This is a genomic window from Parasutterella muris (assembly GCF_943193095.1).
GTDB lineage: Bacteria > Pseudomonadota > Gammaproteobacteria > Burkholderiales > Burkholderiaceae_F > Parasutterella > Parasutterella muris.
The window spans coordinates 65465-92143 of record NZ_CALPCV010000007.1 but is presented as its reverse complement, the minus strand read 5'-3'; the positions used below and the strand labels follow the sequence as shown (position 1 = coordinate 92143).

The 26679-nt window shown below is 52.1% G+C and carries 26 protein-coding genes and 2 pseudogenes; 19 read left to right on the top strand and 9 right to left on the bottom strand.

The genetic code is table 11. From position 1 onward, the window contains the following. Positions 1-12: 12 nt before the first annotated feature. A complete protein-coding gene (gene narL / locus NFR90_RS04325; RefSeq protein WP_251450953.1) occupies positions 13-654 on the top strand; it encodes a two-component system response regulator NarL in 642 nt (213 codons plus the stop codon). 49 nt (positions 655-703) lie between these two features. Here the strand turns inward: narL and NFR90_RS04320 are convergent, their stop codons facing one another. The 6 genes from NFR90_RS04320 to NFR90_RS04295 form a co-directional block, all read right to left on the bottom strand. Beyond that, the gene (locus tag NFR90_RS04320) at positions 704-1015 is read right to left on the bottom strand and encodes a nitrate reductase cytochrome c-type subunit (RefSeq protein ID WP_160335385.1); all 312 of its coding nucleotides are present in this window, start codon (positions 1013-1015) and stop codon (positions 704-706) included. An 8-nt stretch (positions 1016-1023) separates the two neighbouring features. Beyond that, entirely contained in the window at positions 1024-1911 is an 888-nt protein-coding gene (gene napH, locus NFR90_RS04315; RefSeq protein WP_160335384.1) for a quinol dehydrogenase ferredoxin subunit NapH, read from the bottom strand. Next, positions 1908-2654, bottom strand: coding sequence for a ferredoxin-type protein NapG (gene napG / locus NFR90_RS04310; protein ID WP_160335383.1), 747 nt, complete (start codon positions 2652-2654; stop codon positions 1908-1910). The genes napH and napG overlap by 4 nt, the downstream gene beginning before the upstream one ends. A gap of 51 nt (positions 2655-2705) precedes the next feature. Then, positions 2706-5465: a nitrate reductase catalytic subunit NapA gene (gene napA / locus NFR90_RS04305; RefSeq protein ID WP_160335382.1), complete on the bottom strand. Its 2760-nt coding sequence runs from the start codon at positions 5463-5465 to the stop codon at positions 2706-2708. 47 nt (positions 5466-5512) lie between these two features. Beyond that, complete coding sequence (locus tag NFR90_RS04300; protein WP_160335381.1) at positions 5513-5788, bottom strand: chaperone NapD; 276 nt, start codon at positions 5786-5788, stop codon at positions 5513-5515. 160 nt (positions 5789-5948) lie between these two features. Beyond that, complete coding sequence (locus NFR90_RS04295) at positions 5949-7310, bottom strand: anaerobic C4-dicarboxylate transporter (RefSeq protein ID WP_160335380.1); 1362 nt, start codon at positions 7308-7310, stop codon at positions 5949-5951. Positions 7311-7689: 379 nt separating this feature from the next. Between NFR90_RS04295 and larB the strand changes: the two genes are divergently transcribed. Genes larB through larE form a run of 3 tightly spaced genes read left to right on the top strand, consistent with a single transcriptional unit; the run spans position 7690 to position 10012 of the window. Further along, positions 7690-8352, top strand: a complete 663-nt coding sequence (gene larB, locus NFR90_RS04290; RefSeq protein ID WP_160335379.1) for a nickel pincer cofactor biosynthesis protein LarB — start codon at positions 7690-7692, stop codon at positions 8350-8352. A gap of 6 nt (positions 8353-8358) precedes the next feature. Then, on the top strand, positions 8359-9201 hold the full coding sequence (larC, locus tag NFR90_RS04285; RefSeq protein WP_160335378.1) for a nickel pincer cofactor biosynthesis protein LarC: 843 nt from the start codon (positions 8359-8361) through the stop codon (positions 9199-9201). Further along, positions 9191-10012: an ATP-dependent sacrificial sulfur transferase LarE gene (gene larE, locus NFR90_RS04280; RefSeq protein WP_251450952.1), complete on the top strand. Its 822-nt coding sequence runs from the start codon at positions 9191-9193 to the stop codon at positions 10010-10012. Before larC ends, larE begins: the two co-directional genes overlap by 11 nt. Positions 10013-10056: 44 nt before the next feature. Here larE and NFR90_RS04275 read toward each other — a convergent pair whose 3' ends face one another. Beyond that, positions 10057-11328 (bottom strand): nickel-dependent lactate racemase family protein, encoded by a 1272-nt coding sequence (locus tag NFR90_RS04275; RefSeq protein WP_160335376.1) that lies wholly within the window; start codon positions 11326-11328, stop codon positions 10057-10059. A 601-nt stretch (positions 11329-11929) separates the two neighbouring features. Between NFR90_RS04275 and NFR90_RS04270 the strand changes: the two genes are divergently transcribed. Genes NFR90_RS04270 through nadD form a run of 4 tightly spaced genes read left to right on the top strand, consistent with a single transcriptional unit; the run spans position 11930 to position 15337 of the window. Then, complete coding sequence (locus tag NFR90_RS04270) at positions 11930-12652, top strand: YebC/PmpR family DNA-binding transcriptional regulator (protein ID WP_251450951.1); 723 nt, start codon at positions 11930-11932, stop codon at positions 12650-12652. Between the two features lie 35 nt (positions 12653-12687). Next, positions 12688-13965 carry a phosphoribosylamine--glycine ligase gene (gene purD / locus NFR90_RS04265; protein ID WP_251450950.1) on the top strand — a complete coding sequence of 426 codons (1278 nt, stop codon included), beginning with the start codon at positions 12688-12690 and terminating at the stop codon, positions 13963-13965. Positions 13966-13970: 5 nt separating this feature from the next. Continuing rightward, on the top strand, positions 13971-14696 hold the full coding sequence (locus NFR90_RS04260; RefSeq protein WP_160335373.1) for a hypothetical protein: 726 nt from the start codon (positions 13971-13973) through the stop codon (positions 14694-14696). A gap of 2 nt (positions 14697-14698) precedes the next feature. Further along, a complete protein-coding gene (nadD, locus tag NFR90_RS04255) occupies positions 14699-15337 on the top strand; it encodes a nicotinate (nicotinamide) nucleotide adenylyltransferase (protein ID WP_251450949.1) in 639 nt (212 codons plus the stop codon). Positions 15338-15382: 45 nt separating this feature from the next. On the opposite strand, the gene NFR90_RS04250 is transcribed toward nadD, so the two are convergent. Next, the gene (locus NFR90_RS04250) at positions 15383-16507 is read right to left on the bottom strand and encodes a metallophosphoesterase (RefSeq protein ID WP_251450948.1); all 1125 of its coding nucleotides are present in this window, start codon (positions 16505-16507) and stop codon (positions 15383-15385) included. Between the two features lie 215 nt (positions 16508-16722). On the opposite strand from NFR90_RS04250, the pseudogene rsfS reads away from it, so the two are divergent. The 6 genes and pseudogenes from rsfS to pdxY form a co-directional block, all read left to right on the top strand. Beyond that, positions 16723-17061 (top strand): annotated as a pseudogene (rsfS, locus tag NFR90_RS04245) (ribosome silencing factor); the annotation flags it as partial. Positions 17062-17111: 50 nt separating this feature from the next. Next, complete coding sequence (rlmH, locus tag NFR90_RS04240; RefSeq protein WP_251450947.1) at positions 17112-17579, top strand: 23S rRNA (pseudouridine(1915)-N(3))-methyltransferase RlmH; 468 nt, start codon at positions 17112-17114, stop codon at positions 17577-17579. A 5-nt stretch (positions 17580-17584) separates the two neighbouring features. After that, positions 17585-18184, top strand: a complete 600-nt coding sequence (locus NFR90_RS04235; protein ID WP_308645412.1) for a Maf family protein — start codon at positions 17585-17587, stop codon at positions 18182-18184. A gap of 70 nt (positions 18185-18254) precedes the next feature. Then, the gene (locus tag NFR90_RS04230; protein WP_251450946.1) at positions 18255-18857 is read left to right on the top strand and encodes a chromate transporter; all 603 of its coding nucleotides are present in this window, start codon (positions 18255-18257) and stop codon (positions 18855-18857) included. Next, on the top strand, positions 18854-19387 hold the full coding sequence (locus NFR90_RS04225; RefSeq protein ID WP_251450945.1) for a chromate transporter: 534 nt from the start codon (positions 18854-18856) through the stop codon (positions 19385-19387). The genes NFR90_RS04230 and NFR90_RS04225 overlap by 4 nt, the downstream gene beginning before the upstream one ends. An 88-nt stretch (positions 19388-19475) precedes the next feature. Then, positions 19476-20339 (top strand): pyridoxal kinase PdxY, encoded by an 864-nt coding sequence (pdxY, locus tag NFR90_RS04220; RefSeq protein WP_251450944.1) that lies wholly within the window; start codon positions 19476-19478, stop codon positions 20337-20339. A gap of 135 nt (positions 20340-20474) precedes the next feature. Here the strand turns inward: pdxY and NFR90_RS04215 are convergent. Beyond that, a pseudogene (locus NFR90_RS04215) lies at positions 20475-20819 on the bottom strand (FKBP-type peptidyl-prolyl cis-trans isomerase); the annotation flags it as partial. A gap of 133 nt (positions 20820-20952) precedes the next feature. Between NFR90_RS04215 and NFR90_RS04210 the strand changes: the two are divergent. The 5 genes from NFR90_RS04210 (at position 20953) to NFR90_RS04190 (ending at position 26610) form a co-directional block, all read left to right on the top strand. Then, positions 20953-22215: a DEAD/DEAH box helicase gene (locus NFR90_RS04210; protein ID WP_160335365.1), complete on the top strand. Its 1263-nt coding sequence runs from the start codon at positions 20953-20955 to the stop codon at positions 22213-22215. 87 nt (positions 22216-22302) lie between these two features. Continuing rightward, complete coding sequence (locus NFR90_RS04205) at positions 22303-23403, top strand: 3-deoxy-7-phosphoheptulonate synthase (RefSeq protein ID WP_251450943.1); 1101 nt, start codon at positions 22303-22305, stop codon at positions 23401-23403. Next, the gene (locus NFR90_RS04200) at positions 23396-23752 is read left to right on the top strand and encodes a hypothetical protein (RefSeq protein WP_160335364.1); all 357 of its coding nucleotides are present in this window, start codon (positions 23396-23398) and stop codon (positions 23750-23752) included. Before NFR90_RS04205 ends, NFR90_RS04200 begins: the two co-directional genes overlap by 8 nt. Positions 23753-23782: 30 nt before the next feature. Beyond that, positions 23783-25612, top strand: a complete 1830-nt coding sequence (locus NFR90_RS04195; RefSeq protein ID WP_202074575.1) for an aminopeptidase P family protein — start codon at positions 23783-23785, stop codon at positions 25610-25612. Continuing rightward, a complete protein-coding gene (locus tag NFR90_RS04190; RefSeq protein ID WP_160335362.1) occupies positions 25591-26610 on the top strand; it encodes a YeiH family protein in 1020 nt (339 codons plus the stop codon). Before NFR90_RS04195 ends, NFR90_RS04190 begins: the two co-directional genes overlap by 22 nt. Positions 26611-26679 lie beyond the last annotated feature (69 nt).

The following is a 26679-nucleotide window of genomic DNA, read 5'->3' as shown; positions in this document are numbered from 1 at the left end:
GATAGGAACGGTATGGCAGAAACTTATCGAGTTGTCGTCGTTGACGACCATCCTCTTTTCCGACGAGGCGTTGTCCAGCTGCTGGGAATGAACCCGATATTTGAAGTGGTCGCCGAAGCCGGCGATTTTGAAAGCGCAATGGCTGCCGTTCGCCAATCCGAACCGGATCTGGTACTCCTTGACCTGAATATGAAAAACACCAGCGGCGTGGAAATCTTAACGGCTGTAAAACAGGAAGACCCGTCCATTCGAGTCATTATGCTGACGGTTTCCGACTCCTCGGCCGATTTGCTGCAGTGTTTCCAGAACGGCGCCGACGGCTACCTCCTTAAAGATCAGGAACCTGATCAAATCTTAGAAGACATCCGACGCGGCCTTAACGGTCAAACGGTCCTCTCCGGACCCATGAATCAGGTGCTGGCGGAATGCCTGAAAGAAGACGGATTCGGAAAAGAAAGAAGAATGTCCGATTTGACCGACCGGGAACTCGAAATTCTGAAACTTATCGCGCATGGTCAAACTAATAAGGAAATTGCGCGAGTCCTTTCCATATCGGACGGAACCGTAAAGGTTCACGTAAAGCACCTGCTTCGCAAACTCTCCTTCCGATCACGAGTCGAAGCGGCGGTCTGGGCCAGCGAAAACAACCTCTAAAAGAAAAATACGAGCACTCGCCCGGATTTTTCTTTATGCGTTCATGCGATTACTTCTTCGCGGGAAGAACTTCCGCATGGCAAAGCATGCATTCATAGCGATTCGGATTAACTTTATCTCCGGTCACATGACTGGCAGGAAGCGGTGTCGGCTGGCCCTTCTTTGCCTCAACTCCGGGTTTAGCCGGCTGATGGCACATCAGGCAGGCATTTTTCGTCGGTGTAATCGGCAAGAAGTTTGCCACCGGATGAGGAATCATCGGCGGAACAAATTTATCTTCTATCGCGTTATCCGAAGGATTCTGAGCCATTGTCGGCGCGGCAGCCATCAGGAACAATGAGATGAATAAAAGTTTTTTCATAGGAACTCCTATTGAGTTTTCTTTGTATCTTTAATAAATCGAATTCCGAACTTCAAGCTATTTTCCGGACATACACTTACGCATTTTCCGCAGTTTGTGCATTCTCCCGAGCGAATCATTCCGACCTTGGCGGCGTCCTTAAAACTGATCACCTGAGGCTCCGGACACACCTTTAGGCAGTCGCCGCAGCGAGTGCAGGTATCGTTGTCAAACTTAACCTTCGTCGCGCTGAGGCGGCCCCACAACGCCCAAAACGCTCCAAGCGGACAGAGATGGCCGCACCAGCCGCGTTTCGATACCGCTAAGTCCAGAGCAAAGATACCGAATATCACACTCAGCAGACCATAGACTCCGCCAAAAACGATCTCGCGCCAAAGAACTCCCTGCGGGCTAATCGCCTCAAACGCCGCAATGCCAGTGCACAGCGAAAGAATCAATGACACCGCCAAAAGCAAATAACGCAGATTTGAACTGAGGGACAGCACATTGGTTTTGATACCGAGCTTTTCCCGACACCAAAATGCAAAGTCAGTCACGAGATTCATCGGGCATACCCAGGCGCAGAAACTTCTGCCGCCGACAACCCAGTAAAACGCAAGAACCAAACCTGCACCGATCAGCGTTTCCGGAGAAAGCCAGTACTGTGCGCACAGACGCTGAAGCGCGGCAAACGGGTCTGCAAGCGGAATCATGTCCAAGATTCTGGAACTTGATAAATCACCGGATAGGATAAATTTATCCGCGACCTTGAATCCGAATCGAGCAGAACCGAAAAAAAACGCCAGAAGACAAAACTGCACGAATCTTCTCGCGATCGTAAACCGAAGACGATAAATCCATTCGGCTGCCGTTTTCGGCTGAGAAAGGTGGCGTATCTTTTTCTGTTTTTCCGTCATGGCAGCTCCGAATTCAGAAAATCAAGACCGCCGGGCTTTCCTGCGTCCTTCATCGGAGCCTCGGGGACTGCTCGAGCATCCAGCTTCTCTTTCCAGCCAAGACGGTAGTGATCACCAATCTTGCCCAGGAATTTTTCCGGATCGACGATGTTGATAGAGGGCCGATCCGTCGGACAGCTGTGCACGCAGAGACCGCAGCCCGTGCAGCTGTCAGGCATCACAACCGGAACGAACATCGCATGCTTGCTGAGAAGCCTCGGATGGTTCTCAATAATGATGGCCTTATTCTGTTCGGGACAGTCTCGGTAGCAGATCTCGCAGCGAAGCCCCTGCCAGGAAAGACACGAATTATGGTCAATCGCCGCGACGCCCATTTTTGCTTTGGTAATGTCTTCGAAAGTATGAGGAAGCGCCCCGGAGGGACACGCTTTCACACAGGGAATGTCCCTGCACATATAACAGGGAATTTCTCGCGGCTCAAAGAACGGAGTTCCCGGAGCAGCGATATCCTTAAAGCCTGCAAGTTTCAGTGTGTCATAGGGGCACGCTTCCACACAGAGCCCGCACTTAGAGCAGGCGGTTTCAAATTCATTCGGCGGCAAAGCTCCGGGAGGACGAGGAACAAAGCCTTGGGCCCGCCCCGTCTTCTGCAGAAAAAGTCCCCACAGAAGACCGGCGCCGACTCCGACTGCTCCGATCTGCACGCCCTTTCTGAGCACATCGCGTCTCGAGTGTGTAGTCATAGAAAATGAGCTTGGGAGGACGCTTTAGAAGCGCCCTCCTCCGTTAAGGAATTAACCTGCTTTGTAAACCTTGACCGCGGACTTCTTGAAATCCGGTTCTTCAGAAATCGGATCCGTCGCGTCGATCACAACCTGGTTGGTCTGAACCTTACGGTCAAAGAACGCAAGCCAGGTGGTTCCCTTCGGCATGAAGTTGCGCTGGTTAGTCTGAACAATCGCGCTGATCTTGCCGCGGCGGCTTTCAACCGTGGCGTAATCGCCGTTCTTGAGGCCGCGCTTAGCCGCATCATCGGGGTTCATATACAGGAACGCGTTCGGCTGAGCTCTTTCCAGTTCCGGTACGCGCATGGTCATTGAACCGGTATGCCAATGCTCAAGAATACGTCCGGTACAGAGCCACAGATCATAGTTCTGGTCAGGCTGCTCAACAGGTGCCGCATACGGACGATAGAAAATCTTCGCCTTATTGGGCAGTGGAACCGGTTTCGGATCGGTCACTCCGTACAGATTGCCTGTCGGAATCGCTTTAAAGAGCTTGCCGTAGAACTGATAACCGTCTTCCTTAACGTACGGGTCATAGTCCTGGTTAAAGCGGTACGGTGTTTCCTTGCCGTTGACGACAGGCCACATCAGGCCGCGCGTTGTCGAATTCATGTAGGTATTGAAGTCAGCCAGGTCATGGCCGTCTCCAAGCGTGAACTGACGGTACTCGTTAAAGAGCGCTTTTTCCGGGAACCAGTTCAGTTTGGCAGGAGCAGCTGTACTGTTGATCTTGCTTTCGAGATCGGGATCAGGCCAGGCGACTTTGGTGTAGTCGTCACGAGCGTAAAGAACATCGTAGAGCGTGGCTTCCGGATCGATGCCCATTTCTTTCGCTGCGTCAAGAACGCTCGGCAGCTTGCCGTCTTCATATCCTTCGACCTTAAGGCCCGGGACAGGCTGTTCGCCCCAGCAGTCTTTGATCTTGATGCGTTTGGCGAATTCCATCATGGTCCAAAGGTCGGTTCTTGCCTCTCCCGGAGGATTAGCCATCTGCTGCCAGCCCTGAGTACGTCTTTCGGCATTGCCGTAGAGACCCCATTTTTCAAAGATCATGGCAACCGGAAGAACCAAGTCGGCATACTGGCAGGAGAATGTCGGATAGGCATCCGCTACGACAATGAAATTGTCCGGATGGCGGGCCGCTTTCAGCCAGTGGTTGGAGTTCGGAGCCGCCTGGAAGGGATTCACAACCTGAGTCCAAAGGAAGTTAATGGAATCGTCTTCCAACCCGCGAAGAATTCCCATAAAGGCCTGACCGACTTTCGGGTTAATGGTCTTTTCAGGAACACCCCAAATCTTTTCACTCTTGACGCGCGCCGGTTTTGCGGCAACGAGCAGGTCAGAAGGCAGTCTGTGGCAGAACGTTCCGACTTCGCGTGCAGAACCGCAGGCAGAGGGCTGACCGGTAAGAGAGAACGCGCCGTTGCCCGGGCGAGCATGTTTGGCAAGCAGCAGATGAACCGCATAGATCTGCTCGTTCACCCATACGCCGCGCTGATGCTGGTTGGCGCCCATGCACCAGAAGCTGAGGACATCGTTCTTCTTGTCGATCATTGTGTCGGCAAGGTTAACGAGTTTCTTCTTATATTCTTCCATCGGTTCGTCCGGATCTCCCTTGGAGAGTTCCGCAACGAAGTCAAGGGTATAAGGCTCCAGCCCTTTCTTGAATTCTTCGAAAGTGATGCTCCAGTGGGCACCGGCTTTTCCGCCCTGCTGAGTCTGTTTAACAACCTGACCCTCTTTACGGCCCTGTGCGATGGCTTCCCACTTGTCGAGTTTGATTTCGTTCTGTTTGGCCTGAACATCTTTTTCTGCCGGGAATGCGTACTTGTCGGTCGGACGCATGCCGTAGCCGATATCCATCGCGCCGGCCGCGAAAATGCAGTGCTTATTCACGAAATCGTGATCGACCGCGTCGCGCTTGACGATTTCTCTCAGGATGTAGTTCAGAATCGCAAGGTCGGTATTGGGTTTGAAAATGATGGTTTGGTCAGCGAGGTTGGAACTCATGTTCCTGTACGTCGTGACGTTGATAATCTTCGTATCTTTGTGCGTAAGCTTACGGTCGGCAACACGTGACCAAAGAACCGGATGGGCTTCGGCCATATTGTTGCCCCACAGGATCATGGTGTTGCACTTCTCAATATCGCTGTAGTTGTTTGCAGGCTCATCAATACCGAACACCTGATAGAAACCGACGACCGCGCTCGCCATACAAAGACGAGCATTCGGATCGAGGTTGTTGGAGCGCCAACCGGCCTTAACGAGCTTGCTCGCCGCGTAAGCTTCAGGGATGGTGTACTGACCGCTGCCTGTGATCGCAACACCTGTCGGTCCTTTTTTCTTGTAGACACGCAGGAACTGTTTTGCCATCTCATCGAGCGCTTCGTCCCAGGAGACTGCTTCGAACTTACCGTTCTTATCAAACTTACCGTTTGTGCGTCTCATCAGGGGCTGAGTCAGACGATCTTTGCCGTAGAGAATTTTTGCGTTGAAGTAGCCTTTAATGCAGTTAAGACCGCGGTTGACCGGCGCATCCGGATCACCCTTTGTTGCGATTACGCGACCGTCTCTGGTTCCGACCAAAAGACCGCAGCCGGTTCCGCAGAAGCGGCAGACGCCTTTGGTCCATACAACGGTGCCTTCAGTCGACTGTACTGCTGCCTTAGCTATTTCTGATACCGGGATACCGACGGTCATGGCTGCCGAGGCTGCAAGACCGCTCTTCAGTAACTCACGACGTTTAATTTGGGGTGTATTAATCGTCATTTTCGCTCCTGTATTTAACTCTTTGCGAGTTAGATTAAAAATGAACCCTAGTTGAGCCGGGTTAAATCTTGAATGGGAGTAATCTCCGCGCTCTCTTCAAAGTTATGTGCGACAAGGGACGCGTCGACGACCTCGTCTAGTGCGGAAATTTCCTTAAATTTGTCCATTTCAACGCCGATATCTTCGCCTTCAATAATGACAATGCAGCGGCATGTCTTCTCGTCTTTATGGTGGATCTCAACGTTGGAAAGAGACTCAATCGCCTTCAGCATCTCGGGAAATCGACCGGGAGCACTGGAAACAACGAGCGCAGAATAATTCATGAAGCTGTTCCTCTGTTATGTATTCTCCGACTGAGCCTCACGTTATCAACGGGCGGTGAGGATGTCCACGGAATACCACTATAAGATTAATAAAAACTTGGGGGAAGCCCTTACGAGCTTCCCCTAAGTTGAGATATTAGTTAGATGCTAAGCGATCTAATTAGATCCAGCCTCTAGCCAGGGCCATGAAGTAGCCAGCGATAGTCGCAGTGATAACGCCGATCAAGCCCGGGAGGATGAACGAGTGGTTAATAACGAATTTACCGATGTGGGTTGTACCGGAGCGGTCGAATTCGATAGAAGCCAGGTCAGACGGGTATGTCGGGATAATGTAGTAGCCGTAGCAAGCGGAGATGCAGCCGACGACAACACCGGCCGGTGTACCGATGCTCAGAGCAACCGGAACAACGATCGCGACAGAAGCAGCCTGGGAGTTAACCAGCTTGGAAACGAGGAGCAGAACGATGGCGAATGCCCACGGATAAAGCCTGACGTATTCAACGAGAACTTCTTTCAGTTCGTTGAGGTGAGCCTTAAAGATTGTGTCGGACATCCAAGCAACACCGAACACGCAGACCACAGCAACCATACCGGAGCGGAACACTGCTGTACCGCCGACGGACTTCGGAGGAGTCTTTGTGAAGAAGCAGATCAGGGCACCGCAGGCGAGCATGAACATCTGAATAACCAGAGTCATGGACAGCGGTTTCTTGCCAACCATCGGACGAAGATCACTGAAGGCACCAAGCAGGGCAACGACAGCAACCACGCCAAGGAAGATCCACATAGCGGTCCACTGTCTGGCGGGAAGCTTCTTGCCAAGGAGAGTGAGAGAGTCGCCGTAAACATACTTCTTAGCTTCCGGATCAGCGATAAGAGCCTGGAAGACAGGATCTTTGTCGAGGTCTTTACCGCGGAAGTTGGAGTATGTGGCCATAACGAGAAGACCGATCAGGCCGGCAGGAATTGTCAGGCTGAGCAGTTCAACGAGGCCGACATCTGTACCGTTGGCCATCGGGTGGCCGGCGATAAGAGCAACCATGGAAACGCAGGCAACAGACACCGGAGAGCAGATAACGCCCATCTGAGCAGCGATAGAGGAAGCTGCCATCGGACGTTCCGGACGAACACCGGTCTTGATCGCTACGTCATAAATAATCGGCAGCATCGTGTAAACAGTGTGGCCTGTACCGCAAAGAATTGTCAGCGTGAATGTGCAAAGCGGTGCAAGGAATGTCACCATCTTCGGACGTTTACGTAGGACTTTTTCAGCAATCTGAAGCATGCAGTCAAGACCGCCGGAAGCCTGGAGAGTGGCGCCTGCGGCTACAACCGCGATAATCGTCAGAATAACGTCGACCGGAGGTTTGCCCGGGGGCAGACCAAGCCAGGGCTTCGGTCCGAACATAATAACGATAAGACCAATACCACTGAACAGGCCGAGGAACATACCGCCTCTCGGGGCGGATACGAATAAGAAGGCAATCAGTAAAAAGAACTGAAACCAAAAGTAAATACTCATTTGAATATCCCCGTTTGTTGTAAAACTCTGATTTGATTGTCGTAAGACATATGAATAATGTTCTTTTTTACGTATTGAAACAAGTGGAAATACAAAATTTTATTCATTATTGGTGAAAACACCTATTTTTTAAATAAATCAGTGTTTCAAATAACATATTGTTATTCAACGATTATTTGATAGAAATTTCGGGTTTTTGCTGAAATACAACAATTATTTAAAATGTTAGGGTTTCCGCTAATTTAAATCTTAAAAAAATGTAACACCGGCTAGACCTATCTGAAATAAAATTCAGATTTTTCGGCCATCATTGATTTTTTTTTCATGTAAATTCATCGCTAAAAATCTCTCCGCCGAGTTTGCGCAGTTCTTACAAATTATGTCTCTCACTGTTAAATTCGATCACGAAAGACGGAACCGAACTTCGGTTCCGGAGGCCGTATTTTGCGAAGGCAAGCCTTCGGATACAGTCCTTTCTCTGCTAGCACAATTCGCTGCTGAAGACGCTGATCCTGTTTTATTCACGCGTTTGGATCAAACACTTTTCTCCGGTCTCAGCGCCGAGGCCGCGGCAAAATATCAGTACTGCCCCGTTTCCCGCTGCGCCTTCAATCGTCCGGTAGAACATAAAGTCGCAGGCTCCGTCGCTTTGGTTTCAGCAGGAACCTCGGACGCTCGTGTTCTCTACGAGGCCGCCGCCACGCTGAAATTCATGAACACAGAATTTGAAATGTTCGAGGATTGCGGCGTTGCCGGACTGTGGCGCCTGCAAAAAGCGCTTGACGGAATCAACCGCCACAATGTCATCATCGCGGCCGCTGGCATGGAAGCCGCTCTCATCAGTGTGCTTGCGGGACTATCCAGCCGCCCTATCATCGGCGTTCCGGTCTCAAACGGCTATGGCGTCTGTGAAGGCGGTAAAACCGCTTTGAACTGCATCCTCGCTTCCTGCGCCCCGGGCGTCTCAGCGGTAAATATTGACAACGGGTTCGGCGCGGCCTGCTTCGCCTATAAGATTCTCTCTTCTTTTTCCAATCAGTAAAAGCCAATGAACAACCATCAGGAACATCATCACGACCACGGCCATGAGCACGGTCATGACCATTGCGGCTGCGGTCATCATCACGAGCATTCGCACTGCCGACACACAAGAGCCGGAGCTAAGGTCCTTACTATTCGTTTGCATTCCGGGATCGCCGGCGACATGTTTCTCTGCGGTCTCATGTGCATGCTGAAAATGAACAATGAACAGGCCGAAGAAATCCTCAACGGAATCCTTCCAGCACTGAAAGGCAGCATCAAGCTCACGGATAAGTTTGTCAACGGGATTCGAGGCGCTCACTGCAGCGTCGAGCTGCCGCACGAGCATGAGCACCGAAATCTTGCCGATGTGTTCGCCATTATCAGAAACGCGGACATATCAGACAACGCTAAACGTTATGCGGAAAAAGCCTTTACTTTAATTGCGGAGGCGGAAGGCCGAGTTCACGGTCTGCCCTTCACACAAGTGCATTTCCATGAAGTTGGCGCGCTCGACAGTATTCTTGACATCTGTTTTACCTGCGAGCTCTACACACGTCTGAACCCTGATCGTCTGATCGTAAGCCCTCTCCCGATCGCTGACGGCAGCATTGTCTGCGCGCACGGCGTTATCCCGTCTCCGGCACCTGCCGTTAAAGCGCTTTTAGAAGACGTCCCCGTTCGTCCCTTCCTCGCAGAAGGAGAAACCGTGACGCCAACCGGTCTGGCGCTTCTCAAGGCGTTTGACGCAGAATTCGGCCCTTGGCCCGCAATGACGGTTAAGACTATCGAAACAGTTTACGGCACATATGTTTATGAAGGCGTCCCCAACGGAGCCACTTTTGCCTTTGGAGAAGAGCTTGGAGCCTGATGAAGCAAGAATTGAGCGGCTTAAAAACGCTCTTTTAACGGCCGCGCCTGGTCGGCGTGTTTCCATCGCGTTTTCCGGCGGCCTCGACAGCCGCTTTCTGAGTTTCTTTGCTCTGCGCCTGGACTTTGAGATCGAACTTCTGCACGTGCACGGCCCGCACGTCAACGAACAGGAAACGCTTGAAGCTCGGGCATGGGCCGATTCACACGGATTCAAACTTAAGATTGTCGAATTAAATCCGCTTCAAGCTCCTGAAGTCAGCCGCAACTGTCGGGAAAGATGCTACTTCTGCAAACGCATGCTGTTTACAGAACTCCTTCGAATCGCGTCATTTCCGCTGTGCGACGGAACCAACCATTCCGACCTCGGCAATTATCGCCCCGGGCTTCTTGCGCTGCGCGAACTCAAGATCAATTCGCCGCTGGCAATGGCGCAGATTTCCAAACCGGAAATCCGAGAGCTCGGCAGAGCGCTCGGCTTTGACAACCCTGATCAGGCGGCCCGCCCCTGCATACTGACCCGACTGCCCTATGACACAGCCGTGTCGGCCGAAGACCTGAAAAATATCGCGGAAACTGAGAGAGAAATTTTTGAAGCGTTCGCTGAGTCTTCGAATCCGCAGATCGCATTTCGTCTCCGCAAGGTTGGAGGCAAAGCGTACGAGCTGCACGTACAGGCGCAGGAGTATGAACGTTTATCTTCTGAAGAGCGCTCACTATTAGAGCGGCTCGTTAAAGAGCGGCAGAATAACTTCGGTCCGGTTCCGATCGTCCCCATGGACAAACTTTCCGGATTTTTTGACCGCAAATGATAAAGGGCGCCGCGGGCGCCCTTGTTTATTCAGCTTTCAGCCTGTTATTCCACGCGCGGAACGGTGAGAGAACCCTCCGGCATCAGAATCATGCTTTCAACTTTGCCGATTTCGCTTTCTGCGGCGGCAAGCGCTTCTTCGATCGTGTCAAAAGCACCGGAGAAAAGCATATCGCGGGCCATATCGCGGTCAAGCTTGGTCACGAGGTAGTACTTCGCTTTTTCCATCAGGCGCGTCACGGCATAAGCCTTATTTGCGCCAATACGGAAATCCTTTTCAAGCTCGGCGCGAATCGCCTGAGGAGAACCGAGTCTGCGGCAGGCCTGTTCAAGAACAGCCGACCCGCTGCCTTCGACACATTCGGCCACCATAATCACAGCGCCACCCTTTCTCACCGCGCAGGCCGCATTATCCATCGTCTTCTGCATTTGATAAACATTAATGTCTTTCGGCCAGCCGCCGCAGGAAGCGATCACTAGATCGGCTTCTTTCGGAATGACACTGCCGTAAACCTCATCCACGAATTTACAGGCAACTTGATGCGCTTTCACATAATCACCTGCAAACATCTTGAGGAACTGATGTTTGGCGTTAAGTACTGCATTGAAAAGAAAGAGAGAGCGTCCTTTTGCAAATAGAGCAACACCTTCCATCTGATCCTCGTAGCAGGGATTGCCTTCGGTCTTGCCAAGACCGGCGTGCGGATCAAGCATGAAACTGTGGTTGACGCGAACTGTTTCCATTGCAGCACAGCCCGGAAGAATCGCCTTTCTTCCGCCGCCGTATCCGCTGAAGTAATGGTGAACAATAGTACCGGTCAGAATGACATGGTCAACATCACAGAGATGGCGATTAATCCACACGGGCGTACCGCGAGAGGTTGTACCGAAATATTTAAAGTCCTCCTGATTGGTGCTGACGCTGTTATACATTCTGAGGCGCGAGGCGACGTTTTCTCCGACGGCCTGAACCATTTCCTCATGCGTCATCTCACGATGCGTACCCAGTGCGAAAACAATGTGCATGTCTTCGTCTTTCACGCCGAGCTTATTCATCTCGTTGACCAGCACAGGCATAAAGTCATAGGAATTTGCTACTCGAGTCGGATCGTTACAGATAAAGGCTATCTTCTGTCCCGGTTTAACGATTTCATTGATCGGAGCACATCCAATCGGATGGTAGATCGCTTCGAGTACTTCATAAGGGATGTCCTTAATGGTTTCAAAATCATTAGTTCTAACTTCTTTGAGAACGAGAGACTCGTCAAGCTCGATCTCTTTCTTGCCTTTTCCGTAGGCAAATTCATATTTCTTCATTGATTTCTCCTGACACGGCTAAGTAAACGTAACCGAATGTGAATCATGACACTAGTAACAGGATTTTGCATTATTAGTCAGGGTTAATTCCTATATGGTCATTGAAATTAGCTAAACCATCTTGGGCGTCGCAAAACTCACATCTTTTCCTGCACGTCTTCGCAGACACTTTCGGCCGATAGCTTCATTCGACAAACCGGCCCGCAGAGTATCGATTAAAAGGACATCGGACGATAGATATAGCCTTTAATCGGGACAGACTTCAGTACACAAACATTCAGTATCCGGCCGAAAAATCGCTGCTTAACCAGATGACGTAACTGTACGGCGCAAATTCAAACCTGCTTGGAAGAGACAACAGGCTAAGCGGCGCCGACTAAACCGGTGCTTTAGGCAGGCCGGGGATATGCCGGTCGCAATGAATGGCTCTACCAGGTTTTAGCGGGCTCGTTAGATGAATTCTCTCCAAAAGGAGAGCTGCATCGCGGCTTGTTACTCAATTTCTGATGTTTCGAGCCTGACCCGAGCGGCAAAAACACAGGAATAAGGGCTCCATTTGCTAAAATGGAGGATTGTCTTTTATAGCTTTAAGGACTCAATAATGTCAGGACATTCCAAGTGGGCCAATATTCAGCATAGAAAAGGCCGTCAGGATGCAAAACGTTCCAACATCTGGACCAAATTAATTCGTGAAATCATTGTTGCCGCTCGTTTGGGCGGCGGAGACCCGGACATGAATCCGCGTCTCAGACTTGCTCTTTTGAAGGCACGCGGAGCCAACGTTCCGAAGGATACCGTTAAAAATGCCATCCTTAAGGGTACTGGCCAGCTCGAAGGCGCCAATTACGAAGAAATTCGCTACGAAGGATACGGAGTCGGCGGCGCTGCGCTCATCATTGACTGCACAACCGACAACCGTACACGTACCGTTGCCGATGTTCGCCATATCCTTTCCAAAAACGGCGGCAATCTCGGTACAGACGGCAGCGTCTCTTTCATGTTCAAGCACTGCGGCTACTTCCTTTTTGCGCCTGGTCTGAGCGAAGACGAAGTCATGGAAGTCGCTCTGGACGCCGGAGCTGATGACGTAATCAAAGAAGATGAAGGCTCTATCGAGGTCATCTGCGATCCTTCCGCTTTTGAAGCGCTGAACAAAGCGTTTGCAGATAAAGGCTGGACACCCGAAGTAGCTGAAGTCACGTGGCGCAGCGACACTGAAACCGTCCTTACTGGCGACGAAGGCGAACGCATGCAGCGCCTGCTTGACGCGCTTGAAGATCTGGACGACGTTCAGCAGGTGTACACCACCGCCGTCATCGAATAAATAAACCCCTCAATAATCAACCGAGAGAATCCCTTATGAAGCTATTGGTAATTGGCAGCGGCGGCCGAGAACATGCACTCGCATGGCGGCTTGCCCAATCGCCTCGTGTAGAGACGGTCTATGTAGCGCCCGGCAACGCCGGCACCGCGCGGACGAAAAAACTCCAAAACCTCGCAGTCACCGACTTGAAGGAATTGGCAGAATTCGCCGCTTCCAACGACATCGCTTTCACCCTCGTCGGGCCGGAAGCTCCTTTGGCTAAAGGCGTTGTCAATCTCTTCAGAGAGAAAAACCTGCCGATCTTCGGACCGACAAAAGAAGCCGCTCAGCTCGAATCCTCCAAGGATTTTGCCAAAGCTTTCATGAAACACCACGGGATTCCGACGGCTGATTATGAAACCTTCACAGACGCGGAAGCCGCACATGCGTATGTGCGTGCAAAAGGCGCTCCGATCGTCATTAAAGCCGACGGCCTTGCCGCCGGAAAAGGCGTCGTTGTCGCAATGACTGAGGAGGATGCCCATGAAGCTGTTGATTTCATGCTTCAGGACAACAAACTCGGTTCTGCCGGCGCCCGCATCGTTATCGAGGAATACCTCACCGGCGAGGAAGCGAGCTTTATCGTGATGGTGGACGGAGAGCACGTGCTTCCGATGGCGACAAGCCAAGACCACAAACGCCTGCTTGACGCCGACGAAGGCCCCAATACCGGCGGCATGGGCGCCTACTCTCCCGCACCGGTCGTAACCGACGAAGTCTACCAACTCGTGATGGATCAGATCATTCTTCCGACCGTCCGAGGTATGAAGGAAGACGGCACCGTCTTTACAGGCTTCCTTTACGCCGGCCTCATGATTGACCGCGATTCTGACGGTAAACCGACAGTCAAAACGCTTGAATTCAACTGCCGTTTCGGTGATCCTGAAACACAGCCGATCATGTCGCGCTTAAAGAGCGATTTCCCGGCGCTTGTTGAAGCCGGCATTAACGGCACGCTCGACAAAGTCATTGCCGAGTGGGATCCGCGCAGCGCGCTCGGAGTCGTACTTGCCTCTCACGGCTATCCGGTATCTCCGCGCAAGGGCGATGTCATCACAGGCATCGAAGCGCCGACCGAGGACAGCATGACGTTCCATGCGGGCACAAAACTCGATGAAAACGGCAACCTGCTGACAAGCGGCGGCCGCGTACTCTGCGTCGTCGGTCTCGGCGATACGCTTCGCAGCGCTAAGGACAAAGCCTACAGCGCCGCGGAAAAGATCCGTTTCGACGGAATGCAGTACCGCAAAGACATCGGACACAGAGCGCTCTAATCTTTATGAAATTTGCAACGTTTGCCCTTGCTGCTTCATTGATCGCGGGCTCGGCTGCGGCCTGCTTCGCGCAGACCACATCGCCTCTGCCCGCCCCTTATCCGCAGGACAACACGCCGAGGCCCTTCAATTACCCGGAGGGCCTTAACTCTCCTACATTTACGCTCGAAGAAAATCCCGCAGCGGTCATTAACTTCGGCGATTTCCCGGTCATTCTCGATCAAACGCCGCTCTCAGTTGTCACCAAAGTGTTCGGCGGAGAACTGCACCACCTGCCCGATAGAACGGACTATCTCTGCTACTCGGCTCCTCTTCAGAGCGATCCGTACGCTCCGAAACCAAAGCGCAGAAAGAAAGCGGACGAAGAACAAGAACCGGTTTATATCGGACAGAATATCTGGCTGATTGTCGGCCCCCGCGGACAGATTTCCGAAGCCCGAGCTGAAGCAGTAACAGAAGACGGTGAGCTTTGTCCGGCCCTTGCGGAAAACTTTCAGGATGTCTCTTTCGGCCCCCTGCGGATCGGGACCACGCTTTCAGCGGCAGCAATGAAGAAAGAAAATCTTCCTCAGATGAGCGCCTCTGAGGAAGACTCTCCCTGGAAGTTCTGGTTTGCGAACAAAGCTCAGGATCGTTTTAATCTTCGTTACGGTTTTTTAGGCGCCGAGCTCAACGACAAACAGAAAATCCTTAAGCTGTTCTCTGTTGAAATTGAATTCAAGGATAAATAGCTTTGCGCATCGGAATTTTCGGTGGTACCTTTGATCCGATTCATGAGTCCCATGTTGAAATGGGACTCGATGCCGTGCGTGAGCTCTCGCTCGACAAACTCTTCTATGTTCCGACGCGTCCCTGGCAAAAAACCGCCAGAGCAGGCGAAGAAGACCGGCTCCGCATGCTTGAGACCGCGCTTGAACCTTATAGAGATCAGCTGGTCGCCGACACAAGAGAGCTGACCCGAGGCGGCCCTTCCTACAGCATTGACACGCTCTACTCATTCAGACGGGAATACGGAGAGCAAACTCCTATCTTTTTTGTCATGGGCAGCGATCAGTGGAAAAACCTCACGACGTGGATTCTCTGGCAAAAGTTTCCTTTGCTGGCCAATTTATTTGTTGTCACCCGGGACGGCAGCTTGGGCGAGAATCCCTACGGAGATAAATTTCCCATTGTTCCGCCAAGTGACGCGGCCTGCTCCGAAGAGCCGTCCGGTTCAATCTGCGTCGCAAAATTTGAACCGGCCGCCTACTCTTCCACTCAAATCCGCAGAGCCCTCGCAAATGAAATGACCCGCGATCGGCCGATTCCCGGGCTCAGCGCTCAAATTCACCAATACATTCTTGAACACGGCCTTTACCGCGCCGAAAACTAAGAGCCCCGCTTGACGCGGGTCTGTTCTTCGTTCTATTTGACTGAACTACTCCAAAGTTATGCCGGTGATTTCCGAGGGAACACCGATACGAATTGAAAAGCCGTTCCATAAGCCGGTTCCGCGATTGACGTAAACCAATTTATCGGATCTTTGGTATGCGCCGGAACCCATACCGTCATTAAAGTAGGCAAGGATCGGATACATGAAGAAAATATGCCCGCCGTGCGTATGTCCCGAAAGCTGCAAGTCCACGCGCTCGCTGCTGCCGCTGGTCGTTTTCGGCTGATGCGTCAGCAAAATTCTAGTCGCATTCTCGGGTGTGCCGGCAAACGTCTTTTTCAAATCAGGCCCCTCTAATCCGAATCGGGAGGCACCCAGGTCTGTCGTTCCTCCCACAATCAGAGCCGCCTCGTTTTTCTTCAAAACCGCACTCTGATTCTGAAGCATATTCAGCCCCAGCTGAGACAGTGCTTTCATCCAGTTGGCGTAACCGGAATAGTATTCATGGTTGCCCGGGATCGCGTAAACACCGTACTTGGTTTTCAGCTCCTTTAAAGGCTCGAGCTTAAAAAGAGTTTTCGGCACGCTTCCGTCGATAAAGTCTCCGGTAATCAGTACCATGTCTGGGTGAAGTGCGTTGGTTTTCTTCACCACTTCGCTCAGCCACTCAGCACCCTGCACGGGTCCGATGTGCAGATCGCTCAGCTGAACGATCTTTGTACCCTTCCAGGCAGCCGGCAGCCCTTTAACTTTAAGTGTGACTGCTCTTACATCGGGAACGCGAATCGCTTCCCACATACCCCAAAAGCCCGCAGCTGCCGATACGGCCATCAGCACAGCAAGCATCGTGTTGTTGTTAAAGCTGAAACCGACCGAAACGCCCCACTTTTTCAAGAGCCACAGTGCAAGAGAGCAAACGTCTTTGAAGAAAAGAAGAGCCGTCAAAACAACTAAGGCGCCGTAAAGCGCTTCATAAATAAGCAGTGCCTTACCCTTAACAAAGGGCTCAAAAAACGTTCCTCCTCCGATGGAGTAGGCCTGATATTTCAGAGCGATCGCCAAAATGATGAGCGAAAGCACAGCCTTCCACAGCCAAGAGACTTTCAGAGGCAGAACGCCGCTGCATATAGAATAAATCGCCAGAAAAAGCGAAGGAAAAAGTAAAAACATGGTCTGAGCGCTATGGTGTTTAGGCTGAAAATTATATCAATGCGAATTTCCGGGTACTTGTCTGATTATTCAGAGAATTTTAGTTTTTGTTTCAATTCCGGCGTTTCGTTCGACCGTCTATGTTTAGAATATCTCGTTTATGTTCAGAATTAATAAGACGAGCAGTTTCTGCCCGACAAACACGAAACCTCGTCAATAGAAAAGGCTACTTATATATGGATATTCGCAAACTTCAGAGAGTCATTGTCAACGCTTTAGAGGACGTTAAAGCTCAGGACATCAAGGTCTTCAACACCTCCAAGCAGACAGCTCTCTTTGACCGTGTTATTGTCGCTACGGCCAACTCGAACCGTCAGACCCGCGCCCTCGGCCATCATGTGTTCATGGAAGTGAAGGAGAACGGCGGCGAAGCAGTCGGCATCGAAGGTCTTGAAACCGGAGAATGGGTGCTTGTTGACTGCGGAAGCGCCATCGTTCACATCATGCAGCCGACGCTGCGCGCTTATTACAACCTGGAGGAACTCTGGGGCGGCAATCCCGTTCGCATGAAGCTCCTCGAAGAAGAAAGCGCTCAGGCTTAATTTCGTCCGAATCGCGTCCAACCATGAAAATCACCGTTATCGCCGTCGGCCTGAAAATGCCCGCCTGGGCTTCCGAGGCCTCCGAAGACTATCTGCATCGCTTCCCTTCGGACTGGAAGGTTGAATTGAAAACCGTAAAGGCGGAAGACCGAAACACCAAATCCATTCCTAAGGTAATGGAAGCCGAAGCCGAGAGAATCCGCGCGTCGATTCCGCGTGACGCGATTATCGTAATCATGGACGAGCGAGGTCACGACCTGACCAGTCAGAAACTTGCGCAGCAAATTAATAAATGGGGAGATCAGGGACGCCCTATCGCTTTCATTATCGGAGGCGCTGACGGGATCGATCCAAATCTGAAAGCCGAGTGCTCATACATGCTGCGGCTTTCTTCTCTCACGCTTCCGCACGCCATGGCGCGGGTTCTGCTGCTCGAGCAGCTCTACCGCAGCTGGTCGCTTCTGCATAACCATCCCTATCATCGAGCTTAACGATCGTGACGTACTTCTATTTAGCGTCCAAGTCTCCCCGCAGAAAGGAGCTGCTCACCCGCTGGGGCTATCGCTTTGAAACGCTTCTGAGCGATCAGCCGGACTCGGTGGATGAAAATGTGCTGGAACACGAAAGCGCGGATCACTACGTTCAGAGAATCGCTTCGGAAAAGTCTGTATGGGGCTTTAAGGAACTCAGCCGGCTCGGCCTGCCGGTACACCCGGTGCTCGCTGCCGATACTACCGTCGTCATGGACGGCATCATTTACGGTAAGCCGGAAAACACGCAGCAGGCGTACGATTTTCTATCCGCGTTCAGCGGTAAAACCCATGAAGTGCTGACCGCCGTTGCGATCGCGGTCTCGCATGACATGAAGCTTGAAGCGCTTTCCCGCTCATACGTCACATTCAGACCGCTGACAAAAGCGGAGATTCTTGCCTACATCGCAACCGGAGAACCGATGGATAAAGCCGGCGCCTACGGCATACAGGGCAAAGCCGGCGCGTTTGTAGAAAAGATCTGCGGAAGTTATTCCGGCATCATGGGGCTGCCTCAAATGGAAACTGTACAGCTGCTGCAGGCCGCAGGATTCCCATATTTTTAAACGTCAAATTCTTTTTTAGTGTTTAGCGCGAACCATAATAATAGGCTCTCTTCCAAACAGTCCTATTGATATGTCCGCTTCCGACATTAGTCCCGACAGTCTCATCTGCCGCCCCAAAAACTGCTGGGACCTCTATATCTCTTTCACGCTGATGGCGCTTCAGGCCTTCGGCGGATCAACTGCAATCGCTCAGCAGTTTCTCGTGGATCAGAAAAAATGGCTCACCCAGTCGCAGTTCCTGGATCTGCTGACCGTCTCGCAGGTACTTCCCGGGCCGAACATCATGATTCTGACCATCCTGATCGGTGACCGCAATTTCGGCTGGAAAGGCGCGCTCGCCTCTTTTCTCGGCATGGTCTCAGTCCCCGGCACGCTGATGCTGAGCGTCTTCGTTTTTTATCAGCAGTTTTCCGACAACCCTCTTGTCTCTCAGGCGCTTGTCGGCATGGCCGCTTCCGCTGCCGGAATGGTCGCGGGAGCCGCGCTCAAGCTCGTCTATAACTGTCGGGAAAATATCATTACACCGCCTGTCTGGATCCTCGGCCTTGTACTGACATTCGTCACGGTCGGCGTCATGAAAATCTCCATGCTTTTCATTCTGCCGATTCTCGGTATTCCGCTCTCGCTTTGGGCCTGGTACCGTTTCCTTAAAGTCGAGGAGCATCACAAATGATTCCCGCCTCTCTTTTTGCTGGACTGTTCATTCACTTTGCGCTCATCTCCATAATGGCGATCGGCGGCTTCATGGCCACACTTCCCGGTATGTATTCGTACCTTGTCGACACTGCCGCGCTGCTCACTCCGGAGCAGTTTGCCAAGACGGTCGCTTTCGGGCAGTCGCTTCCCGGCCCCAATATGCTGATCGCGGGCGTACTCGGATGGGCGGCGTGCGGACCTCTCGGCGCGCTTGCCACGCTCAGCGGAACAGCAATTCCTTTTTCTTTGATAGCGGTTGCGGCCGGACGTTACGTGCGCGAACACAAGACAAGTTATCTTGTCCGCGCCTACAAGTCCGGCATGGCACCCGTCGCCATCGGCCTGCTCTTTGCAACCGCCTATCTGCTCCTCAGCGGAGATCTGACCAACTGGAAGTCCGTCTGCTGGGCAGCCGTCGTGACACTGATCGTGTGGCGCACAAAGTTTCCGCTCATCCTTCTGATCGCCGCGGGCGGCGTGTTGGGTGCATTAGGCGTCTTTGCCTAACTTGCGGAAAATTGTACGGAAAATGCGAAACAACCTAGGTATTGTCTATATGATTCCTATAGATTCGATTACTCCATAGTTGTTCAAGATGCCGCGTTTTGTACTCACCATTCAGTCCCATGTCGCCTTCGGCTTTGTCGGAAATTCCGCCGCAGTCTTCCCTCTGCAGCTGAGAGGATTTACACCGATCGTCATCAACACGGTCGAATTTTCCAATCACACCGGTCATCCTCAGACGAGAGGTCAGGTGTTTACCGCCGAAATGATTGAAGAAGTCATTGAAGGTGTCAGAGAGCTTGGCGTACTGCCAAAATGCGAAGGACTGCTCTCGGGCTACTTAGGTGACGCAGGCATCGGCAAAGTTGTCCTTCATTTAGCCGAAGAGATCAAACGAGTGAATCCGAACGCCATATGGCTGTGCGACCCTGTGATGGGCGACACGGACTCGGGCGTGTTTGTTCGTCCCGGAATTCCGGAATTCATGAAAGCGCATTTCCTGAACGGACTTGCAGACATCACTACGCCGAACCAGTTTGAATTGGAGCTTCTGCTTGGACGCCCCGTTGTTTCGCGTCAGGATGCAGTGGAAGCGGCAAGAAATCTGTTTATTGAAAAAGGATGCAAAGTCGTTTTTGTGACCAGCCTGCTGACCAAGGACGTTCCGCAGGGGTTCATTGAGACGCTTGCCGTCACGGCTGACAAAGCCTGGACGGTGCGCACGCCGTTTATCTCTCAGAAGGCCGTGCCCAACGGCCAGGGAGATGTCTTCGCCGCTTCTTCTTTCGGTATTTATCTCAACACGCATTCCGCCAAAGCGGCCCTTGAAGGCGCTGTCAGTACGCTTTACGGTCTGGTCAGCGCCGCGCCTGACAATGACTTAGATCTGCCGCTCATTGACGCTCAGAAGGAAATCCTCACACCGAGCACTATCTTTAAGGCTGAAGAAATCTAGCTCATCAGGCCCTAACAAAAAAATCCCGGCGCGCGACCGGGATTTTTTGTTGAAAGTAAATGGTTACTTAGCGACGTTCGGAGCGGAAACCGGCTCAATCACGTCTTCTGCCAGCTGCCATTTGCCTTTGTCTTTGACGCCAAGAAGCTGAACTTCAAAAATCAGAGTCGCATTCGGCGGAATCACATCACCGGCGCCTCTGGAGCCGTATCCGTACTGGGCCGGAATAAACAGACGGCGGATTCCGCCGACTCTCATTCCGTCAACGCCCTTATCCCAGCCCTGGATCACATATCCGGCGCCGAGCGGAAATTCAAACGGCTGATTGCGGTCGACGCTCGAATCAAACTTTGTTCCGTCTTCCAGCCAGCCGGTGTAGTGAACGCGAACCAGTTCACCGGGTGTCGCAACAGCGCCGGTACCGACTTTTACGTCCACAATCTTCAGTTCTTTCAGATCTTGCGTATCAATACCAAACATTTACCTAACCTCCAATTGATTTCGGTTATTTAGTTTTACCAATCTATACCTTTCTTATTACCCGAACTCGGGGTCTCCCTCAGTTTGAGCCCCTCCCGCTGCGATACACTCTAATGCGTTTGGAGGTGTTCAATTGTCAGACTCATTTAAAGCATTTAATTTCCATCCGCTGATTGTCCGGGCGATCGAAGACAGCGGTTTCACAAAACCGACGCCGATCCAAGTTAAGGCGATCCCTTTAGTCCGAGACGGACACGATCTTCTTGCGGCAGCTCAGACCGGAACCGGGAAAACCGCCGCGTTTGTTCTGCCGCTTCTTCAGGATATCGCGGAAAATCCCACAAAGTATCAAAAGAAGTCTGCTCGAGTTCTGATTCTCACTCCGACTCGTGAGCTTGCCGCTCAGGTGCTTGAGACGATTGACCAGCTCGGCGCGCACATGAACATTCGATCGGCCGTTGTCTTTGGCGGGGTCGGCATCAACCCGCAGAAAGCCGCTATCGCTAAAGGGCTCGACTTTCTCGTGGCTACCCCGGGCCGACTCCTTGATCTGATGAGCCAGAAAATGGCAGATCTCTCTCAGACGCATACACTGATTCTTGATGAAGCGGATCGCATGCTCGACATGGGGTTTCTGCCGGATCTGAAGAGAATCGTCAAAGCGCTCCCGCAAGATCGTCAGACACTGCTGTTTTCCGCAACGTTCTCTCTGGAAATCCGCAAACTCGCAGGCGACTTCCTGAAAGAGCCGAGATCAGTTGAAATCGCAAGAAATCAGGATGCCGCCTCAGTTCATCAGACGCTCTACCGCGTTCCCAAATCAGAAAAGCATACTGCGCTCCGCGATCTGATCGTCGACAACGGCTTGGATCAGGTGCTGGTTTTCACACGCACGAAGTACGGCGCAGATAAACTCTGCCGGCAGCTCACCAAAGACGGCCTGAAGGCGCGCGCGATTCACGGCGATAAGTCTCAGGCGGCAAGAACCACCGCGCTGAAAGAATTCAAGAATCACGAACTGCCGATTCTGGTCGCGACCGATATCGCTGCCAGAGGTCTCGATATTGAAAAGCTGCCTCAGGTTGTAAATTATGAGCTGCCTCAGCAGGCAGAAGACTATGTCCACAGAATCGGCCGAACCGGACGCGCGGGAGAAAGCGGACAGGCTTTCTCTCTTGTGTCCTCCGAAGAGCTTGACCGCCTTAAAGCGATCGAGAAATTCATTAAGAAGCCGCTTCGCCTGACCGATTTTCCCGGAATGGACTACTCGAAAGAGAACGAACCTCAGCAGGAGCCGCCCAAGAAAAAAGCGATTAAGCGTGCGTCCCAGAAGCGTCGTCCCGCAAAGAATTCTCGCAGGTCCGCTCCGAGAAAGTCAGGAAAACAGCAAATTTAACAATTCCTTCTTCAGAATTCGGGCAGGGTGTGCCTATCCTCTTAGAATTGAAGTTCAGCTAAAAGACAAATCGACGAACAATAGGTTATGAAGACTCCAGATCTGAACGAAGTAAAAATTCAAGCGGGATTTTCTTTAGAAGACATCAATATTGAAGGATTTTCTCCGATGCCCTCTCCCGCAGAAATCAAGCGTCTTGCTCCTTTGACCGAGGCGGCAGCTGAAACCGTCAATAGAAGCAGAACAGACATTAAGAAGATTCTCGACAATATCGACGATCGGCTTCTTGTCATTACCGGTCCGTGCTCGATCCACGACCCGAAGGCCGCGCTCGAATATGCGGAGAGACTTCTGAAGCTGTCCGAGCATGTTTCCGAAACCATTCTGCCTGTGATGCGCGTCTACTTTGAAAAGCCGCGTACCGTCACCGGATGGAAAGGCTTTATCAATGATCCGCACATGGACAACTCGTTCAAGATGGCCGAAGGCATGCTGCGGGCACGCGAACTGATGATCAAGATCAATGAAATGGGTCTTCCGGTCGCCACTGAAGCGCTCGATCCGTTCGGTCCGCAGTACCTCGGCGAGCTGGTCAGCTGGTATGCTATCGGCGCGCGAACCACAGAAAGTCAGACGCACAGAGAAATGGCGAGCGGGCTTTCCGCACCGGTCGGCTTTAAAAACGGCACCGACGGTCAGCTTGATTCCTCAATTAATGCGGTCAAAGCGAGTCGTCAGGGCCATTTCTTCCTGGGTATTTATGAAGACGGCAGAAGTTCCATCGTCCGCACTAAGGGCAATCGCTACAGCCACCTCGTTCTCAGAGGCGGCGGCGGACGTCCGAACTTTGACACGGTGAGCGTCATGCTTGCCGAAGAGGCTTTGAAGAAAGCGGGCGTCGCATCGCGCCTCATTATCGACTGCTCTCACGCCAACAGCATGAAGAATCCGGACCTGCAGCCCTTCGTGCTGCGCGACGTCATCACACAGGTCATCAACGGCAGCCGGGCGATTTGCGGCGTTATGCTGGAAAGCAACCTCTTTGCCGGCAATCAGAAGATTCCGGATGATCTGAGTCAGCTGAAATACGGCGTGTCCGTGACCGATGCGTGTATTGACTGGGAGGCCACGGAACATGCTTTAAGAACCATGCACCGTCGTCTTTTGGATAAGAAATTAAATGGTTAAACGCATTCTTCTTCTCACCGCGGCGCTTGCCGCGGCGATTCTCGCAGGCTGTACCTCTGCTCCGTCGCACCGCTCCCCTTTTGAAGCGAAAGCCGATAGAGATGGACTCGACCCTCTGATTGACGCGCCGCTGAGAACTCAGGCCGTCTGCAAAGGAACCGGGTTGTTCTCCGCCGGCATGAAGCTCGGCGGTTTCTCATTTGAATGCCCCGACCTGGACGTGGTCGCGACCATGAACGAGCTTCGCGACGCGGGCTGGAGAGTGGAAACCATCCGTATCGGTCATCAGGAAGTCGATAGTGAAGAAAGCGGCTCTCAGCTGACCGTGACCATGCGCAAAGTCTATTAATTGTTTTAGGAGGATCCGGCAGTGGACAGCATGACAGCCGTGCGGCTCAGCAAACTTCGTTCTTTTTTTCAGAACTTAGGGCTTAACGGCTGGATCGTTCCCACAGCCGACCCGCATGCTTCCGAGTATGTGGGCGAACATTATGCGCTGCGCAAGTGGCTCTCCGGATTTACGGGTTCCGCCGGCACCCTTGTGGTCACATCGGATCGCTGCGCGCTTTTGACAGACTCCCGCTATTGGGAGCAGGCGCAAAGGCAGCTCGAAGGGACAGAAATCGAATTAGTTCGTCTGAACTGCTCCTATGCAAAGGCGATCGCCGATTGGCTTGCTCAAAACTGCGCAAGCGACTGCGTGATCGGCATCTTCGGAGAAAACATCTCGAAAGCAGCTGTGAACAAATTATCCTCGGAACTCAGAGAAAAGAAGCTCTTTCTTTCAATTCTGCACTCGGATCCTGCGGCCGTGATTTGGGATAACCGGCCTCAGGCGGCCTGCACGGAAATTTACGAGCACTCCGTCTCTCCGAGAAACCGCGCTCAGAAACTTGCCGCTGCCGCAAAAGCCCTCAAAGAAAAAAACGCCGATTGGCTTTTAACGTCCAAACTCGACGATATCGCTTGGGTTTTTAATCTCAGAGGCTCTGACGTCCCCTGCAATCCGGTCTTCTATTCCTACGCGCTGATCGGAAGCGATCAAAAAGCCTTTCTCTTTGCCGCGCTGAACAAAATCAAACCGGAGCTGCGCACAAAACTCGAGCAGGACGGCGTAACCCTCTGCAATTATCAGGGCGCGATTGAAGAAATCGAAAAAATTCTCTCGAACTCTGATCCGTGTACCGTTTTAGCCGATCCTGAAGAACTCAATGCTTCGCTCTTTGAAATCTTTCCGGAGCACGTCAGGGTGATTGAGGATATCAATCCCATTGAACTTCTTAAAGCCCAAAAGACACCCGAGGAGATTGAGCTGATTCAAAAAGCCATGATTAAAGACGGCGTTGCACTCGTGCGCTTTTACGCCTGGCTTGACGATCACATCCATGAGGGTCTGACTGAAGCGGACGCGGCTGAGAAGTTAAATGAATTCCGAAGCGAGCTTGAGGGCTTTGTTTCGCTCAGCTTCGAGACGATTTCAGCATTCGGCCCCAATGCCGCTCTGCCGCACTATCAGCCTGAGGGCAGAGGTGCGAAAATCGAAGGCAGCGGTTTCCTTTTGATTGACTCGGGCGCTCAGTTCGCTGAAGGAACCACTGATATCACCCGTACCATTTTGGTCGGTGAAGCGGGCGAACAGATGAAAGCAGACTACACATCTGTTTTGCGTGCAACTATTTGTCTTGCAACAACAATTTTCCCCGAAGGCGTTTCCTCACAGGCAATTGACGCGATCGCCCGTCGTCCGATTTGGCAAAATACTGCCGATTTTGGGCATGGGACAGGACACGGTGTAGGTTTTTTCCTTAATGTACACGAGGGACCGCAAAGGATTAGTTATCCGAGAATCAATGTCGGGGACAGCTTGATATCCAGATACAGCGCCATGCTCCCGGGAATGGTCACGAGCGATGAGCCCGGACTCTACCGTCCCGGAAAATGGGGTATCCGCATAGAAAACCTCCTTGCCAATGAGCTGACCGCCGAAAATGAGTTCGGTCGTTTCCTCAGGTTCAGGACTCTGACCCTTTGCCCGATAGATCTCCGGGCTGTCAATGTCGGAGCTCTTTCACCCGAAGAAGTACGTTGGCTCAACTCCTACCATCAGACTGTTCGAGACACTTTGTCTCCCTTCCTCGACGAGAGAACAGCGCAATGGTTGGAGGGCAAGACTAAGGATTTATGCGAATGTCTGAAAAAACAAATTTAAAAACCTGGTTGGAAACCCGTTGGCGCGGGACCCTGATGGCCGTCATCATCGGCGCTGCATCGCTGTTTGTCTCTGAGCACTACGGCGGTCCTGCAGTTCTTTTCGCGCTTTTGATCGGTATGGCTTTTCATTTCCTTTCTGAGGATAAGAGAACGCTTGCCGGCATCAATTTCAGCTCCACCACGATTTTGCGCTGGGGTGTCGGTCTGCTCGGCGCCAAAATCACCGCCGACCAACTCGGACTTCTCTCGCCCGCGCTGCTCTGTATGATTATCGGAGGCGTCTTTGCCACCCTGCTTTTCGGCGCGTTTATCACACGCTTTTCCAAGTGGCCGATTACCGAAGGTACCTTAGCGGCTGCCGCTACTGCGATTTGCGGCGCCTCCGCCGCGATTGCGCTTTCGGCGACGTTGGATAAAAAACAGCTTCGTGAACAGGCGCTTCTTGCGATTGTTGTTACCGTGACTGCGCTCTCAACGCTTGCGATGGTGCTTTATCCGTTCATTTCCCAGTGGTGCGGATTCAATCATGTGGACGCGGGTATTTTCCTCGGCGGCACCATTCATGACGTCGCCCAGGTGGTCGGTGCGGGCGCCATGATCGGACCGGACGCGCTTGAGATCGCGAGTCTGACGAAGATGATTCGTGTCGCGCTTTTGATCCCGATCCTGATTATCTTCATGTTTATCTTCGCAAATAAACAGCACCGTGAAGAAGAGGAAAAGGCAAAGCCCTGGTACAAGAATATTCCGATGTTCCTGCTCGGCTTTATCGCACTTGCCGCTTTGAACTGCTTTGGCGTTATTCCGGTCAAAGTTTCCAACGCGCTGGGCGAAATCTCCAGACTCTTTATTCTGATTTCAATTTCCGCCCTCGGCCTTAAGACCTCGCTCGGCAAACTGAAAGAAGTCGGCTGGACTCCGATCGTTCTCATGTCCATCGACACGATCTTCCTTCTCCTCTGGGTCATCATCGGCATCTTCTTAATCAGAGGCTGATTTAAACCCGTGCAGTACAGAGACCCGAAATTATTCGGGTCTTTTTTATCCCTGTCCGTAACGATTACA